This window comes from Halopenitus persicus (assembly GCF_900107205.1).
GTDB classification, from domain to species: Archaea; Halobacteriota; Halobacteria; order Halobacteriales; family Haloferacaceae; genus Halopenitus; species Halopenitus persicus.
Genome location: NZ_FNPC01000001.1, coordinates 472,305 through 487,932 on the forward strand (window position 1 = coordinate 472,305; position 15,628 = coordinate 487,932).

The 15,628-nt window shown below is 68.3% G+C and carries 15 protein-coding genes, 1 tRNA gene and 1 pseudogene; 8 read left to right on the forward strand and 9 right to left on the reverse strand.

Annotated features, from left to right (window positions below):
* Positions 1-6 precede the first annotated feature (6 nt).
* From BLV25_RS02390 to BLV25_RS02400, 3 genes are all read right to left on the reverse strand, one after another.
* A complete protein-coding gene (locus tag BLV25_RS02390; protein ID WP_256335632.1) occupies positions 7-582 on the reverse strand; it encodes a DUF5812 family protein in 576 nt (191 codons plus the stop codon).
* An 89-nt stretch (positions 583-671) separates the two neighbouring features.
* Positions 672-1,178, reverse strand: a complete 507-nt coding sequence (locus BLV25_RS02395; RefSeq protein WP_021072791.1) for a hypothetical protein — start codon at positions 1,176-1,178, stop codon at positions 672-674.
* Positions 1,179-1,306: 128 nt separating this feature from the next.
* A complete protein-coding gene (locus BLV25_RS02400; protein ID WP_092730585.1) occupies positions 1,307-2,476 on the reverse strand; it encodes an anthranilate phosphoribosyltransferase in 1,170 nt (389 codons plus the stop codon).
* 199 nt (positions 2,477-2,675) lie between these two features.
* Here BLV25_RS02400 and ahbB point away from each other — a divergent pair, with 199 nt between their 5' ends.
* Both ahbB and BLV25_RS02410 read left to right on the forward strand, forming a co-directional pair.
* A complete protein-coding gene (gene ahbB, locus BLV25_RS02405; protein ID WP_021072789.1) occupies positions 2,676-3,728 on the forward strand; it encodes a siroheme decarboxylase subunit beta in 1,053 nt (350 codons plus the stop codon).
* A 103-nt stretch (positions 3,729-3,831) separates the two neighbouring features.
* A complete protein-coding gene (locus BLV25_RS02410; RefSeq protein ID WP_021072788.1) occupies positions 3,832-4,458 on the forward strand; it encodes a non-canonical purine NTP pyrophosphatase in 627 nt (208 codons plus the stop codon).
* A 301-nt stretch (positions 4,459-4,759) separates the two neighbouring features.
* On the opposite strand, the gene BLV25_RS02415 is transcribed toward BLV25_RS02410, so the two are convergent.
* The 4 genes from BLV25_RS02415 to BLV25_RS02430 all read right to left on the reverse strand — a co-directional run bounded on the left by BLV25_RS02415 (position 4,760) and on the right by BLV25_RS02430 (position 8,017).
* Positions 4,760-5,431 carry a DUF7384 family protein gene (locus BLV25_RS02415; protein WP_394327109.1) on the reverse strand — a complete coding sequence of 224 codons (672 nt, stop codon included), beginning with the start codon at positions 5,429-5,431 and terminating at the stop codon, positions 4,760-4,762.
* 249 nt (positions 5,432-5,680) lie between these two features.
* Complete coding sequence (locus tag BLV25_RS02420) at positions 5,681-6,334, reverse strand: potassium channel family protein (RefSeq protein ID WP_092730587.1); 654 nt, start codon at positions 6,332-6,334, stop codon at positions 5,681-5,683.
* A 153-nt stretch (positions 6,335-6,487) separates the two neighbouring features.
* Complete coding sequence (locus tag BLV25_RS02425) at positions 6,488-7,408, reverse strand: DMT family transporter (RefSeq protein WP_092730589.1); 921 nt, start codon at positions 7,406-7,408, stop codon at positions 6,488-6,490.
* Between the two features lie 117 nt (positions 7,409-7,525).
* Positions 7,526-8,017, reverse strand: coding sequence for a CBS domain-containing protein (locus BLV25_RS02430; protein WP_092730591.1), 492 nt, complete (start codon positions 8,015-8,017; stop codon positions 7,526-7,528).
* A gap of 129 nt (positions 8,018-8,146) precedes the next feature.
* On the opposite strand from BLV25_RS02430, the gene BLV25_RS02435 reads away from it, so the two are divergent.
* The gene (locus tag BLV25_RS02435) at positions 8,147-8,692 is read left to right on the forward strand and encodes a DUF1684 domain-containing protein (protein WP_092730594.1); all 546 of its coding nucleotides are present in this window, start codon (positions 8,147-8,149) and stop codon (positions 8,690-8,692) included.
* Between the two features lie 163 nt (positions 8,693-8,855).
* Entirely contained in the window at positions 8,856-9,362 is a 507-nt protein-coding gene (locus BLV25_RS02440; RefSeq protein ID WP_021072782.1) for a hypothetical protein, read from the forward strand.
* Positions 9,363-9,376: 14 nt separating this feature from the next.
* On the opposite strand, the gene BLV25_RS02445 is transcribed toward BLV25_RS02440, so the two are convergent.
* Entirely contained in the window at positions 9,377-10,753 is a 1,377-nt protein-coding gene (locus BLV25_RS02445; RefSeq protein ID WP_021072781.1) for an ATP-binding protein, read from the reverse strand.
* 146 nt (positions 10,754-10,899) lie between these two features.
* Here BLV25_RS02445 and BLV25_RS02450 point away from each other — a divergent pair, with 146 nt between their 5' ends.
* A complete protein-coding gene (locus BLV25_RS02450) occupies positions 10,900-12,042 on the forward strand; it encodes a thiolase family protein (RefSeq protein ID WP_092730596.1) in 1,143 nt (380 codons plus the stop codon).
* Positions 12,043-12,081: 39 nt separating this feature from the next.
* Here the strand turns inward: BLV25_RS02450 and BLV25_RS02455 are convergent, their stop codons facing one another.
* Positions 12,082-12,537 carry a DUF5814 domain-containing protein gene (locus tag BLV25_RS02455; protein WP_021072779.1) on the reverse strand — a complete coding sequence of 152 codons (456 nt, stop codon included), beginning with the start codon at positions 12,535-12,537 and terminating at the stop codon, positions 12,082-12,084.
* A 161-nt stretch (positions 12,538-12,698) separates the two neighbouring features.
* On the opposite strand from BLV25_RS02455, the gene BLV25_RS02460 reads away from it, so the two are divergent.
* From BLV25_RS02460 to BLV25_RS02470, 3 genes and pseudogenes are all read left to right on the forward strand, one after another.
* Positions 12,699-12,770, forward strand: a tRNA-His gene (locus BLV25_RS02460).
* Positions 12,771-13,217: 447 nt separating this feature from the next.
* Positions 13,218-13,694: an HNH endonuclease gene (locus tag BLV25_RS17625; protein WP_218128593.1), complete on the forward strand. Its 477-nt coding sequence runs from the start codon at positions 13,218-13,220 to the stop codon at positions 13,692-13,694.
* Positions 13,695-13,805: 111 nt separating this feature from the next.
* Positions 13,806-15,593, forward strand: a pseudogene (locus BLV25_RS02470) (HVO_2922 family protein).
* Positions 15,594-15,628: the final 35 nt, after the last annotated feature.

The window sequence follows — 15,628 nt, forward strand, 5'->3', positions numbered from 1 at the left end:
CGGCGCTCAGGGAAGGTATCGAACGCTCACCACGCCGGGCGCCGAGCGGACCTCGACGCGGTTCACGCCCAACCTGGCGGCGCGGGCGAGCGTTCCCTCGCGGTCCTCGAGGACGTCGGCGACCGCCTCCTCGGTGGTCCCCTCGGGCACCGTGAGCACGTGCAGCTCCCCGACGCCCGCGCGCGGCTCCCGCGTGAGCTCGCCGACCGGCTGGTCGTCGGCGATCGATCGCTCCTGGGTCGTCGGCGGCTCCCCGCTATCCTCGATGGGAACGGTCCACCGCCGTTCGACCGCGACGACCTGATACGCCACCTCGAGCGGCGGATCGGGCGCGATCGTGGCCTCGATCACGTCCTCGGCCTCGACGCCGGGGTTCGAGCTCACGGTATGCACCTGGCCGTCGTGGACGTCCCGGAACACCGCCGAGTCCGCGTCGGCGTGAGTGACGAGGAAGGTTCCGGTTTTGCCGTCCGCGGGGGCGTCATTGCCGTCCGCGGGGGCGTCATTGCCGTCCACGGAGACGTCGTCACCATCAGCCCCGCTCCCGCCGGAGGATGGCGCGGGGGTCTCGTCGTCGGTCATACGCCCGGGTAGGCGGTCGACCCTTTTCGGGGTTTCGAGCCACGCCCCGCGATCCGGACGAAAGCGAGCGACACGGGAGGGAGAACCGTTCACGCGCCGAGCCGTCGGTGGACGAGGCCCATCGCCGCGGCGGCCACGAGCGGCGGGAGGATCCCGAGCAGCGGGTGGGCGGCGTACAACAGCTCCAGCAGCGCCGAGTCGGTCGGAGACTGGAACTCGGGCGGCGCGGAGATCACGAGCGCGAGGTACAGCGACGCGAGGAACGCGTACCCGCAGGCCGCAAGCGCCTGGTCGTACCGCGGGTGGACGTCGCTTCCGAGACGGTGGCGCCGCGCGACCAGCAGGACCGGGGCCACGAGCGGGCCGACCGCGAGGAATCCGACGAGCACGAACAGCGACCGCGAGAACGAGACGAGCCCGCCGCGGACCAGTTCGGTGGTCCGGGCCAGCTCGACGACCAGCCCCATCGCGACGACGAGGGCGACGAACAGCGCCGCGAGCGACCCCACGAGCCAGTAGACGCGGAAGAACCACGAGTCGCTGGCGCGAACCGCGTACGGGAACGCGCCGAGCGCCCCGCGATACGCCTCGGTCATCGTCGACGCTTGGAGTCTGCGAGCGATAAACCCCGCGACCTCGGTCCGACCCTGACCGGGGCGAATCGGTCGAACCGGACCGGGCGTGAGGGGGAGATCGCCGGCGAAATCGTCGAGGGAACCCGGGATCAGAACGCCTGCAGCTCCTCGAGAACCGCCGCTGCGGAACCGTCGTCGATCGCCTCGCGTGCCGCCGTCAGCCCGTCCGCGAGCGTGTCGACGTCGTCGCGGGCGTAGATCCGGAACGCCGCGTTGAGCGCGATCGCGTCCGCGAAGCGGTCCGTCCGATCGCCCGCGAGGACCGCCTCGGTGATCGCGGCGGAGTCGGCCGCGACGTCGTCGACCGCCAGGTCGTCCGTCTCGAAGTCCATTCCGTACTCCGCGGTCTCGATCTCGTAATCGGTGAACGTCGTGACGTCGTCACCGTCATCGGCGGCGTCCCCGGCAGCGTCAGCGTCCTCGTCGACGGCGTCGGTATCGCCGGCAGCATCGGCATCGCCGGCCCCGTCCGAAGCGCCGGCTGCCCGCCAATCGGCCACCTTCGTGTAGCCGGGGCGGATGTCGTCGTATCCCTCCATCCCCTGGAACATGATCACCCGATCCAGGTCGTGGAACCGGCTCGCCGCGAACGTGTCGCAGATCTTCTTCGCGAACGCGAGGTGGTAGAAGGACCCCAGGTGGACGTCCGCGCCCGCGGGGTTCGCGAGCGTCTCGATCGTGTTGACGAAGGTGCGAACGCCCATCCGATCGCGCCGGTCGTGGAGGGCGTCGATCGCGGGGTTAAACGCCGGCTGGTAGTAGAAGCCGAACCCGGTCTCGTCGACCATCGCCGCGGAGTCGCGGGGGGTGAGCTCGGTCGCGACGCCGAGCTCGTCGAGGACGTGTTTGTAGGCGTCCTGTTTTTGGGTCGGCACGCGGTCGCCGGAGTGGGCGACGACCGGGGTGCCGGCGGCGGCGGCGACGATCCCCGCCGCGGCGCCGAGGATCGCCGTGTCGCCCTTCCCGTCGTAGTTGGCGCCGCAGTCGACCGGGTCCGCGTCCGGCTCGGCGTAGTCGACGCGCTCGCACATCACGTCGGTGAAGGCCGCCAGCTCCTCGGGGACGTTCTTCTTCCAGCGGTTGGCGAGCCAGAACGCGCCCAGCGTCGTCGGATCCGGCTCGTCCGCCAGGATGCGCTCGAACGCCTCCGTCGCCTGCTCGCGCGTCAGGTCCGCGGCGGATTTCGGACCTGACCCGCAAACCTCGGTCATCAGCCGTTCGAGGGGCCACTCGCCGAACTCGAGGGTCGCGTTCGCCATACGCCGACTTCGGGCGCCGGGCGCAAAAGCGTCCCGTTCGCCGCCGGCGCGTCGCCGATGACCCCGGCGTCGTCCGGACGTTCCCCGCGTCGGGGCCCGGAATCGGGCCCGGATCACGTCGGACGGAGCAAGACCCGCCTCGACAACGAAACGCGCCCGCTCCGAAAGCCGTAGATACGCGGCGACCCTACCGGGGATAATGAGCCTCGACGCCGACTGGCGTGCGGACCTCGACGCCGTCGACGCCGCGCTGATCGACGGGTACCAGAGCGGCTTTCCGGTCGTCGACCGCCCGTTCGAGACCGTCGCGGACGCGATCGCCGCGGAGACGGGTCACGACGTCGACGGGGAGGCGGTCCTCGAGCGCGTTCGTAGCCTCCGGGAGGCGGGCGTCTTTCGCCGGTTCGGCGCCGTGTTAAATCCGCCCGTCATCGGTTCCTCGACGCTGGCCGCGGTACGGGCGCCGGAGGACCGGTTCGATGAAATCGCCGCGACGGTGAACGGTTATCGGCAGGTGAACCACAACTACCGCCGCGACCACGAGTGGAATATGTGGTTCGTCGTCACCGCCGGCTCCCGGGAGCGGCGCGACGAGATCCTCTCCGAGATCGAGTCGGAAACCGGGTGCTCGGTGCTCGCGCTCCCGATGCTGACCGACTACTACATCGACCTCGAGTTTCCGGTCGTCAACCGGGACCGGTTCGCCCGCGAATCCGTGGCGGGGACGGACGCCTCGGCGACCCGGATCGCCGAGGACGCGCGCGGCGACCTGTCGCCGCTGGAGGCCGACCTCCTGATAGCCATCCAGGACGGCCTCCCGCTCTCGGCGACGCCCTACCGGGACGTCGCCGCCGGGATCGACGCGTCCCCGGCGGACGTCAGGGACGCGATCGAGCGACTGCTGGCCGACGGCTGCATCAAGCGGATCGGCTGCGTCGTCAACCACGTCGTCACCGGCTTCCGGAACAACTGCATGGTCGTCTGGGACGTGCCGGACGACGACCTCGACGCGTACGGCGAGCGCGTGGGCAGCCTCCCGTACGTGACGCTGTGTTACCACCGGCCGCGTCGCCCCGAACACGACTGGCCGTACAACCTGTTCACCATGATCCACGGCCGGGAGGCCGACGCGGTGGACGCCAAGATCGACGAGCTCGCCGCCGACCACCTGCCGGTCCCCCACGAGCGGCTCTACTCGACGGAGACGCTGAAGCAGACGGGTGCGCGCTACGAGGACCTCCTCGCGGAGTAGCCCGGTTCCCCTCGCGGAGGAGCCCGGTCTCCCTGATAAAGGAGCCCGCGCCACCGTCGTCGGCGACCGACGACTATTCGTGTTCGCTCGGCGAGCCTCCGATATGCTCACCTACGTGACGACCAATCCGGGGAAGATCCGGGAGGCGGAGTCGTACCTCCCCGACGAGTCGATCGACCGGCTGGCGTACGATTACACCGAGATCCAGAGCGACGACCTGGGCCCGATCGCCGCCCACGGCGCCCGCGAGGCGCACCGACACGCCGGTGAGCCTGTCGTGGTGGACGACGCCGGACTGTTCATCGAGGGGCTCGGCGGATTTCCCGGCCCGTACTCCTCGTACGTCGAGAACACCCTCGGCGTCGAGGGGGTCTGGGAGGTCGCGTCCGAACTCGAGGACCGGCGCGCGGCCTTCCGGTGCGTGCTTGCCTACTGTGACGGCGAGGGGTTCGCCGCGACGCCGGACCCGATCGACCGCGAGGACCGCGTCGTCGCGGCCGCGGCCGGCCCCGACGACGACGCCGACCGGGCCGCGCTGCCCGTCAAGCTCTTCGAGGGATACGTCCCGGGGACGATCGTCTCCCCGCGCGGCGACGGCGGGTTCGGCTACGACCCGATCTTCGAACACGACGGCACGACGTTCGCGGAGATGGACACCGAACGGAAGAACGCGGTCTCCCACCGCGGCCGCGCGCTCGCGAAGTTCGCCGAGTGGTTCGCCCAGCGGTAGCGGTTCGCCCGGCGGTTCCCGCCGGCAGTCGACCGCCGCCGGTCCGGCGGCGGAGGTATATGTGGGATCGGGCGCCACCCGACCGCGTGCCCGCCTTGCCGGCCTCGGCGTCCACGCGGTTGCGCGACACGCAGCGTCGAGGAAGGGTGCGATCCACCCGCAACGAGTGCGTGTCGCCTGTTCGCCACTGATGTCGACCGCCGTGGAAACGAGGAGTCGGATCGCGGTCGGGTCCACGACGACGAATCCGTGAACGGGAGCCGCTGGACGGGTCAACCCTCACGACTGCGGCGTCATTCGGCTACTCGCGCGGATCGCGGTCGGGGCCCGGATACTCCCCCCCTACGACCGTCGGATAAACCCGTTCCGGGTCGAACACGGCGACGAACGCTTGCGGCTCCCGAACGCTGATCGGAACCCGATCGCGAATCGCCACTCCGGCCGCGGCGCTCGTGAGTGCCGGATCGAACGAGAGCACGTGCATCGCGCCGCCGTGATAGGCCGCGGCGAGCGCGGGGTGATCCCCCGGCGGTTGCTCGACGAGCACGATCCGGTCCGCCGCGAGCGCGTGCCACGCGGACGCGAGGGCCGGATCGGCGAGGTCGGCGATGACCGCTCGTGCGTCCGCGAGGAGCTCCGGGGTCGCGACGAGCGTGAGCCACGAATGGCGCCGGACCGTATCCAGCGCCGCACGCGCCGCTCCGCCGACCAGGAGATCGGCCGCCAACACGTCCGCGTCGGCGACGATCCGGTCGATGTCTGGGCCATCATCGCCGTCGGCAGTCGACGCGTCGCCGTGATCGGGGGCGTCCCCCGTTCCCGTCTTCGGCCGCGTTTCCTCCTCCGGCCGCGTTTCCTCCTCCGGCCGCGTTTCCTCCTCCGACCCCATCGAGCGTCGGCGCTCGAGCACGGTGCGGACGTCCGCGACCGTCTGTTCCGCGGAGTGCCGATCGAAGAGGTCACCCCAGTGCACGCTCCGTCGAAGGGTGCGGGCGACCATCCCGTTTACGGACTGCGTGGATTCGGCGACTCCACGGGCACGGAAGGTTCCGAGCAGCGACCGCGATCGTCAGGTGGCCGCCGCGCGTCTGACGTGGATTTATGGTCGTCGCGGCGACCGGATCCACCGGGCGCGTACCATCCGCAGTTCCCCCATCCTCACCCCGCGCGCCCCTCCGTCACACGCTCGTTCGGAACGGTCGCACTCGTTCCGACCGGCGTCTCAGCCGAGGAGCGTCGACTCGACGTCCTCGATCGCGCCGGTGACCGCGAGGATCGCCAGCCGGTCACCCGTCTCGACCGCGGTGCCTGGAAGCGGGATCGTCAGCGGGTCGCCGTCACGACCGTGCGCGTAGATGCGTCCGTGGTCGCCGAGGTCGATCTCGTTGACGTGGTCGCCGACCACCGGTGCGTCCGCGTCGATCCGCACCACGATCAGCTGTAACCCCTCGGTCAGATCCCCGAGCGCGTTGAAGTCGCCGCCGAGGATCGCCGTCTTCGCGCCGGCGGCGCCGAACCGTTCGGGGTAGATGACCTCGTCGGCGTCCGCCTCGTATCGGTCGTACACCTCGGGGTCGACGTCCTCGCTGAGACGCATCACGGTCCGGCAGCCGTACTCGGAGCCGATCCGACAGATCCGGTGGTTCGTCTCGACCGTGCCGGTGAGCCCGCCGACGGCCGCGACCTCGTCGATCCCGCCCGTCTCGAGCACGGAGCGGTCGCCCCCGTCGCCCTCGATCGTCGTGAACCCGCGCTCCCGAGCTCTGAGTACCTTTCCGTGGTCGTCGTCGACGACCGTCACCTCGTGGCCCTCGGCATCGAGCACCCGCGCGGTTCGTGCACCGACCCGTCCGAATCCGACGACGAGTATTCTCATACGTCGGCGTACGGCAACCGGCGTCAAAAACCTATGTGAGAAAGTACCACCCATAGGAAGGGTCGGTCACAGGACGAGTCGCGACGGCCGCACGACTCCGAAAACGCGTCGATTCCGTCGGTGCATCGGCCGGGACTCGCCGACCCGAACGACTCACCGGGTCGAGCGGTAGCGGGCGACCTCGGCCCGGATGGCCTCGCGTTTCACGAGGAGGAACCCGGCGAAGATGAAGAGGAACCCGACGACGGTCGTCGGCGTGATCGTCTCCGAGAGGAACACCCATCCCGAAAGCGCCGCGAAGACGGGTGCGACGTACGAGACGAGATTGATCTCGATCGGACCGAGCCGGTCGAGGAGGTCGAAGAAGACGAGGAACCCGACCGCGCTGGCGCCGATCGACAGATAGCCCAGTGCGAGGACCGCCTCAAGGGACCAGACGACCTCGTCCATCGATTCGCCGAGACCGGCGGAGACGAGGTGCATGATCGCCGCGCCGATGGCCATCGACCACGCCTCCATCGTCTCGATCGGCAACTCGGCATCGACGGTGCGGGTGAGGACGGTGCCGAGCGCGAAGGCCGCGGCGGCAAGGAACACGAGCAGCTTCGGGATGGTTCCGTCGCCGAGGAGGTTTCCGGGATCCGGCCGCGTGAGAATGACGACGCCGACGAGACCGACGAGGAGCCCCACGGTTCCGAGGGCGGTCAGCCGCTCGCTCGGAAGAAGCCCGCGGGCGAAGACGGTCGTCAACACCGGCGACAGGCTGACGAGGACGGCGGCGACCGCGCTCGTCACGTGCGGATCGGATTCGCCGACGAACAGGAAGACGTGATAGGCCGCGATGAGGAGGACGCCGCCGATCGCGACGAGGGTCCACTCGCCGCGGGTTCGCGGGATCGGGTCGTCGACGACGAGGGCGGCGTACCCGAGCATCACGACCGCGGCGATGTCGTACCGGAACGCCGCGAACAGGACGGGCGGGAAGTACTCGAGCCCGGCGTTGATCGCCATGAACGCCGACCCCCAGAGGGCCGCGAGGAGGAGGAACAGGAGGAGGTTTCGGTAGCTGCTCACGTCGGCAGTGGGAGGGGGGACGTCCTGAGCGTTTCGAAGCCCGACGGCGGTCGACGTCCGGCGGCGTGCCGGAGCCGGATGACGGACCGATCCGGGCGAGGCGCGTCGATCCGCCGGTCAGTCCAACCCGCGATCGCGGACGGCCCGGATGACGTCCTGTCTGGCGATGAGCCCGACGAGCCGCCCCTCCGCGTCGACGACCGGGACGCGGTTCACGTCCGGGTCGCCGGCGAGCAGGTCGAGGACGACGTCGGCGTCGGCGTCGGGTTCAACCGTGACGACGTCGGTGGTCATCACCTCGGAGATCGGGCGGCCGGACTCGCGGACGAAGTCGAGGCCCGTGTCGATGTCGCCCCACGGAACGTCGATCTGGTAGGTGAGCGTGTCGACGAACGGCGGGAAGCCGATCGGGATCCAGAGGGTCTCGTCCTCGGGCTCGAAGAGGTCGACGAGATCCGACTCGGAGACTATCCCGAGGAGATACCGGTCGTCGTCGACGACCGGGAATCCCGAGAAGGAGACGCGTGCGAACCGCTTGAGCACGTCCGCCACGTCGTCGTCCGGCGACACCGTCCGCACGTCGGTGATCATCAGATCACGGGCCTGCATATCCTCCCCTCGGTCGGCCCGGAAGGTAAAAGGTCCGCCCGCGGGACCGATCGTTCTCCAGCCACGGATCCGGTCGTTCTCCAGCCACGGATCCGGTCGCTCATACGGCTCGAGGTTCGATCCGAAGGTATGACCGATGACTACGTGCGCCGGGTGCAGGAGAGCCGTGCGGAGAAGGACGAGTTCTTCGGCGACCACCCGCAGTCGCCGATCCCGCCGGAACGTCGCGATTCCTTCGACGGGCTGGCGTATTTCGATCCGGATCCGGACTATCGCGTCCCGGCGACCGTAACGGTCCACGACGACCCGGAGCCGGTCGAGCTCGAGACGACCGCCGGCCCGAACGTCCGGTATCTTCGGGTCGTGACCTTCTCGTTCGAGCTGCACGGGACGGACCTGACGCTCGCGGCGTACCGGCAGGAGGGCGAGCCGGACGCCGCCCTGTTCGTCCCGTTCCGCGACAAGACGACCGGCCAGGAGACGTACCACAACGGCCGCTACATCGAGCTCGAACCGGACGAGGATCTCGCCGACGGCGACGAGGTCACGATCGACTTCAACCTGGCATACAACCCGTTCTGTGCGTACACGGAGACGTTCTCGTGTCCCCTCCCGCCCGAGGAGAACTGGCTCGAGGTCGCCGTGTATGCGGGTGAGCAAACGCCGCCTTGGTGATTCATCGCCGAAGATCGTCGTCCGAAGCTACGCCCGAAGCCGCCGTCCGGTGACCGTCACCCGGAGCCGCCGTCCGGTGACCGTCACCCGAAGCCGCCGTTTGGACGTCGCCGGCGAGGAGCGCATCCGCGGAATTTTCAGTCGCCACGGCGTGCCACAACGTATGGCTACCGATCCCACGGATCAGGATGCTGATCCGACGCGGATCCGCGTCATCGTCGTCCACGCCGACGACGTCGTGACCGCGCTCGAGGCACGGGAACGGGGCGGCCGACGGACGGTGCTCCGGGTGACGCCGCCCTTCTCGGGACGAATGCGTGCGCGGCTGCACGATGCGGCGGCCACCGCGTCCGGTCCGGCGACGAACGACCGGGATTCGGGGGCATTCTCGGCCGGAGCGGTACACGTCGATCCCCGGTCCCTCGTCGTCGATCCGCCGCCGTATCCCGATCCGGATGAGACCGAGGACCGGCTCCGCGACCGTGGCGCCTACGACGTCGAGACGCATCGGGAGCGACACGCCGCCGCGGTCGCCGACTGGCGGGACGCGGTCCGCGACCGGATCGCGGAGACGGTGGCGATCGAGATCACTGCGGAGGCCCGATCGCGGACTCACGAGGTCAGAGTGAGCGCGTTGGGAACGTCGAGCGAGGAACGGGGCGGATTCTGAACGGCCGGAGAGAACTATTCGTCGTGGCTGGAGTCGCCGTGGTCGTGGTCGTGACCGTGTGACCCGGAACCGCCGTCGCCGACGATCTCCGCGCCCTCGCCCTCGATCATGTCCATGTTCTTCAGGTTGTCCCGCTCCTCGAAGTCCTCGACGGCGGCGACCACGTCCGCCTGGGTGAGGGTCATTCGCTCCTCGGTCAGCGCGCGGAGGACGGCCTCACGGAGGACCATCCGGAGGTCCGACCCGGTCAGTCCCGAGGTCAACTCGGCGATCGCGTCGGGGTCGAAGTCGGCGATGTCCATCTCCTGGGTGACGATCCGGAGGATGTCCGCCCGCATCTGGCGGTCCGGTTTGGGGAAGTTGACGATCTCGTCGAACCGTCGCCACGCGGCCGCGTCCAGCTGGTCCGGGTGGTTGGTCGCGCCGATGAGCAACACCTCGTCGCGGACCAGCGAGATGTCGTCGATCGACTTGAGCAGGGTGTTGACGGCGCGCTTGAGCGCGGCGTGTTCGTCCGACCGGCGCGTCTTCGCGACCGAGTCGAACTCGTCGATGAAGAGGATACACGGGGAGAGCCGCTTGGCGACCTCGAAGGTCTTCTCGACGTTCTTGGCCGTCTCGCCGAGGTACTGGCTCGTGATCATCGAGAGCTTCACCTCGACGAACGGCAGGCCGAGTTCGTGTGCGAGCGCTCTCGAGACGGTCGTTTTCCCCGTTCCGGGGGGACCGACGAACAGGAGTTTGCCGATCTCACGGAGGCCGATGCTCGCGAGGTACTCGCGGTGCTCGATCGCCTTGACGAGCTTCTGGATCTCGTCCTCCTGGTCGCCGGTGAGCACCAGGTCGTCGAGCGTCGTCTCGATCTCCTCCGGCGCGCGGACGTTGACGAGATCGAGCATCTCGGCGTCCTCCTCCTCGTCGAAGTACTCCTCGAGGAGGGCGTCGATCCAGACGCGGTCGGCGTGGATCGGACGGTTGTTGTCCCGCGCCGCCTCGTGGGTGACGGTCGTCTCGAGGTCCGCGTGGTCCTCGAGGGCGGCCGCGAGCGTCGGGTTGGTCGCGATCCGGTCGTCGTCGGCCCGCTCGTGAACCCACTCGAGGGCCATCTCGGGCTGGGTGAGCGAGATCTCGCCGGAGAAGTCGGTTCGCTGCGTGAACAGGAGGTCGGAGACGGCCTCCCAGGGGTGCTCGACGCCGGTCGCGGTTCGGACCGTCTCGTCGGTGGCCTTGAGCGGTCGTTCGACGCCGCCGGGGCCGTCCTCGCCCGGCGCGTCGGTCCAGAACACCTGTCGAAATCGCGGCGGAAGATCGTTCTCGTCGAGGTCGCGGCGGTCCGTATAGAGGTGTGTCGTCAACACGAATTCGACCACGTCGAGGGCCGGGTCACTCATCCCCCAAGGGTTGGGACGGGCGGCGTTTAAGCGCGTCGAAGCACCCGGGTCGAACGACGCGCTCGGAGCCGCCGACGGTCCGGATCGGAGGACCATAGCGGCGTGCAGTCCCCGTATTTAAGCCGGCGCCGGTCCGACCGATCGGTATGTCGCGGGATACCACTCCGGTGATCGCGGTCGCCCGGCGGACGCCGCAGGGGAAGGACGGCGGCGTCCTCAGCGAGGTGCGCAGCGAGGACCTGTCGGTCACGTTGATCGACCGGATCCTCGAGACGACCGGCCTCACCGCCGACCACGTCGACGACCTGATGTGGGGGGTCGCCCAGCAGCGCGGCGAACAGGACAACAACGTCGCGCGGGTCATCGCGCTGCTGTCGGAGCTCGGCGAGGGCGTGCCGGCGACGACGATCAACCGGTGGTGCGCCTCCTCGATGCAGGCGATCATCTCGGCCGCGGACGCGATCGCGGCCGGCAACCGCGAGTGCATCATCGCCGGCGGCGTGGAGAACATGTCCCGGGTGCCGATGGACACGAGCACCTACGAGGACCTCCATCCGGAGCTGTCCGAACGGTACGACGTCTTCCGGCTGCAGATGGGGATGACCGCCGAGACGGTTGCCGAGCGGTACGACGTGAGCCGTCGAACACAGGACGAATACGCGGTGCGGAGCCATCGACGGGCGGCCGAGGCCGCCGAGTCCGGTCGGTTCGACCGGGAGATCGTTCCCGTCGAGACGCCCGACGGGATCGTCGAGACCGACGAGGGGATCCGCCCGGACACCTCCCTGGAGGCGCTCGCCGAGCTGCCGCCCGCATTCACCGGGGACGGTACCGTCACGGCCGGGAACGCCTCCCAGATATCCGACGGCGCGGCGGCGACGCTCGTCACGAGCCGAGCCTTTGCCGCGGACCACGGACTCGACGTGCTCGCCGAGGTCGGCACGAACGCCGTCGCCGGCGTCGACCCGACCGTGATGGGGATCGGGCCCGTGCCGGCGACTCGCGGCCTCCTCGAGCGAGCTGGGACGGCGATCGAGGACTACGACCTGGTGGAGCTCAACGAGGCGTTCGCCTCGCAGTGCGTCCACTCGAAACGGGAGCTCGGGATTCCCGATGACCGATTCAACGTGAACGGCGGCGCGATCGCGATCGGACATCCGCTCGGCGCCTCGGGCGCCCGGCTCCCGGTGACGTTGGTCCACGAGATGAACGTCCGCGACGTCGACCGCGGGCTCGCGACGCTCTGTGTCGGGTTCGGACAGGGAGCCGCGATCGAGTTCAAACGGTAACGATCGGCCTCGGATGGGGTCCGGAAACCAGCGGACGACCTACCCGGAGAGGTCGCGTTTCGCCTGCCGGGCACGATCCGCCATCTCCGGATGCCCGTCGACGTCCGCCAGCGTCTCGACGGCTTCCATCGTCCGGATGGAATCGTCGAGGAACGACCGCACGTCGCCGGTGTACGCGTAGACCATATAATCGTCGGTCATCACGTCGACGATCGCGTTCGGTCCGAGTCCCTCCGCCCGCAGCTCGAGGAGATAGCGGGTGAACTTCCGCTCCGGACAGCCGCAGTAAGGGTTCTGGTCGCAGTCGCAATCCAGGAAGTCCTCGGCGAAGTCGAGGACCCGATCGCGGGTCGCCGAATCGAGGTTCGCGATCCCGTCGCCGGTGAACAGGAGATCGAGCGTCGCGCCGGCGAAGGCTCCCTTCGGCAGGCTCGCCTCCAGCTGGGAGGCCAGCTGGCGGTGGTTCTTCACGTAGATCTTGTCCGTGATCGCCACAGTTGGCTCGGAATAGACGTCGGGCGAGTAAAAGGGACGTGGTGTCGCACCGTCCACCGGATCGACGGAGGAAGGATGCCGCCGCCGTATGCTGAATCGTCACACGGAACGGAAAAAGTCGTAACGTATATCCGTCACACCGCGATAGATACGGCTGCGTGTCCGGGTTGGGGTAGTGGTTATCCTTCAGCCTTGTGGAGGCTGAGAGGCGGGTTCGATTCTCGCACCCGGACTCATAAATTAATTTATATTTTCTATCTCGAGTGAGTCCTTGGGATCGATACCGATCATATACTTTCACCGTACGGTGGAGATTGATATCGGATCGCGACCGTAATCGCGATATGGCTCACCGGTGTCCGACGTGCGATCGATCGTTCGAAACGAAACGCGGCCTCGGCGTTCATCATTCTCAGGTTCACGGCGAAAAACTACCGAACAGAACGTGTACGCACTGTGGATCCGACTTCCACAGCTCCCACGAAAAGAAATACTGTTCCGATGACTGTCTCGATGCTGCCGATCCGTATGGGGGCACGAACAACGGGAACTACCGCGGCGCGAAAACCGAAACGATCTGTGAGTTATGTGAAGCGACGTTCACGTACTATCCCTCCGAGAAGCCGGGAAAGTTCTGTCCGGACTGTGTGAAAGAGCGAAGGTGGCGAACACGCCCGAACGTGGACGGGGAACGGAATCCTCGCTGGAAGGGCGGCAAACGAACCATTACCTGTCACGAGTGCGACGAGAAGTTCGAACGTCATCCGAGCGAACTCGGCGACAAGGTGCACTTCTGTTCGATCGAGTGTCGGTCAGCCTGGCTCTCGGAGTCGTTCGCGGGGGAGGGACACCCGAACTGGAGGGGTGGAAGCGACCGGAACTACGGGCCGGGATGGGCGGCCGTTCGCCGGCAGGCGCTCGAGCGCGACGGGTATGCCTGCGTGAACTGCGGCACGACGCGGTCGGAGCTGGGTCGGAACCCCGACGTCCACCACCTTCTCCCGGTCCGGCTGTTCGCGGAGTCGGACCGCCACACGATCGCCGACGCCCATTACCTCGGGAACGTCGTGACGCTGTGTCCGGGATGCCATCGGCGGGCTGAATACGGCGGGATCCGCGAGACTCGGCTCCGTGAGGCGGCCGCGTTGACCGGCTGATTCCCGGATCGAGGAACGTAGCGACACGTCTCTCGGATGCTCGCCGTACGCCGAGACCGGACCACTAAGCTGACCCATACTGGTAAGTATCCACACGGCGATAGACATCATATGTCGGATGAACGAAGATCTGATCGGCTCACGGACGTGTACGCGGACCGTATCGGAACGCCACGGACTGACGACGAAGTGCGCGGCTACTGGCTGTTCGCGCTCGGGGTCGTCCTCACGTTCCTCGGCGTGATCCTGTATACGGCCGGCAACGCCGGCGGTTCGGGCCCGGGAGCGGTGAACTACGCGTACCGTCAGTTCGGCGTCGTGCTCAGCGGGATCGGAGCCCCGGTGGTGATGCTCGGGTCGATCGTTCGGTTCCCGCTTCGAAAGCGAGCGACCACGCTGGCGACCATCGGAACGGGGATCTGCGTCGTCGCGATCGCCTGGTTCGTGGTGGTGTATCCGGGAAGCTGGACGCCGGGCGCCGGGCATACGGGCGTGATGGCTCTCTACGCGCTCGGAATATTGCTCATCGCCCTCGCGGGAGCGATCGTCCCGATCGTCACCGACCCGGTGTACGAGGAACACGAGCAACTGCAGGAGACGGCCGCGGGGACGACGGCGGAGCTCGAGGAGACGGAGACCCGCGTTCGCGAGCTGGAGGAGGAGCTGGCGGCGACCGAGGGCGAGTTGGAGTCGGTCCGAAGCAGCCGGGCACGGTTCGAGCTGTACGAGGACGCGGCCGACGAGTACCGGTGGCGGCTCCGACACCGAAACGGTAACGTCATCGCCGACTCCGGGCAGGGGTACAGCTCCCGGCAGAAGTGCCAACAGGGAATGCACAGCGTGATGCGGAACGCCCTCGGAGCGGGCGTGTTGCGGATCGAACCGGCCGCGTCGGCGGCGGACGGCGAGGCGGCGGACGACGGGGACGATGCAACCGACGGGGACGACGTATCCGACGAGGAGGACACGGCCGCGGCGGGCGATGGGACCGCCGCCGACGTCTCGGTGCCGGACGACGCCGACGATCCGGACCTGGCCGTTCCCTCGGAATCGGTCGCGAGCCAGAGTCGCTTCGAGCTCTTCGAGGATACCGCCGGGGAGTGGCGCTGGCGGCTCCGCCACGACAACGGCAACGTGCTCGGCGACTCGGGGGAGGGATACGCCTCCCGACCCAACGCGGTTCGGGCGATGAACGGCGTCCGCTCGCACGTCGCGAGCGCGGACTACCTCCGGATCGACCCGACGGCGTTCGAGCTCTATCGGGATGCTGCCGGGGAATACCGGTGGCGGCTGATCCACGAGAACGGCGAGATCCTCGCGGACTCGGGACAGGGATACTCCTCGCGGTCGAAGGCTCGCCAGGGGATCGAGAGCGTCCGATCGAACGCAACGGACGCGCCGCTTGAAACCCTCGACGACGAGTAGGACGCCGGCGACGTTCCTCGAAGGCGTTCCTCCCCGCCGGGCGCGTCGCATCCCGTCGTGTCCCGGTCGGCGGTACAGTTATGTCGCTGCCCGAACAGTAGTACTCGAACCATGGGCGCAACCTTCGAGGTCTACGAGGACAACGCCGGCGAGTGGCGCTGGCGGCTCCGCCACGACAACGGCAACATCATCGCGGATTCCGGGCAGGGATACGCGTCGAAACGCAACGTGACGGACGCGGTCGAACGGGTCCAAAAATACGTTCCGGACGCGGACGTTCTCGACCTCGAGGACGCCGCCTTCGAGGTCTACGAGGACAACGCCGGCGAGTGGCGCTGGCGGCTCCGTCACCGGAACGGGAACGTGCTCGCCGACTCCGGCGAAGGATACACCTCGCGGTCCGCCGCGGTGAACGCGGTCGAGAGCGTCAAGCGGGACGCGCCGGGCGCCGAGGAGACCGAGACCGACGAGTAGCGGGTCGGCTTCCGACCGCTTTCAGCATCGATCGG

Excerpts from the sequence above, each read along its gene's own strand:
- BLV25_RS02445 (WP_021072781.1), bottom strand. The coding sequence starts at position 10,753 with ATGAGTGACCCGGCCCTCGACGTGGTCGAATTCGTGTTGACGACACAC.
- ahbB (WP_021072789.1), top strand. The coding sequence starts at position 2,676 with ATGAGCCTCGACGCCGACTGGCGTGCGGACCTCGACGCCGTCGACGCC.
- BLV25_RS02410 (WP_021072788.1), top strand. The coding sequence starts at position 3,832 with ATGCTCACCTACGTGACGACCAATCCGGGGAAGATCCGGGAGGCGGAG.
- BLV25_RS02390 (WP_256335632.1), bottom strand. The coding sequence starts at position 582 with ATGACCGACGACGAGACCCCCGCGCCATCCTCCGGCGGGAGCGGGGCT.
- BLV25_RS02435 (WP_092730594.1), top strand. The coding sequence starts at position 8,147 with ATGACCGATGACTACGTGCGCCGGGTGCAGGAGAGCCGTGCGGAGAAG.
- BLV25_RS02420 (WP_092730587.1), bottom strand. The coding sequence starts at position 6,334 with ATGAGAATACTCGTCGTCGGATTCGGACGGGTCGGTGCACGAACCGCG.
- BLV25_RS02450 (WP_092730596.1), top strand. The coding sequence starts at position 10,900 with ATGTCGCGGGATACCACTCCGGTGATCGCGGTCGCCCGGCGGACGCCG.
- BLV25_RS02395 (WP_021072791.1), bottom strand. The coding sequence starts at position 1,178 with ATGACCGAGGCGTATCGCGGGGCGCTCGGCGCGTTCCCGTACGCGGTT.
- BLV25_RS02440 (WP_021072782.1), top strand. The coding sequence starts at position 8,856 with ATGGCTACCGATCCCACGGATCAGGATGCTGATCCGACGCGGATCCGC.
- BLV25_RS02430 (WP_092730591.1), bottom strand. The coding sequence starts at position 8,017 with ATGCAGGCCCGTGATCTGATGATCACCGACGTGCGGACGGTGTCGCCG.
- BLV25_RS02400 (WP_092730585.1), bottom strand. The coding sequence starts at position 2,476 with ATGGCGAACGCGACCCTCGAGTTCGGCGAGTGGCCCCTCGAACGGCTG.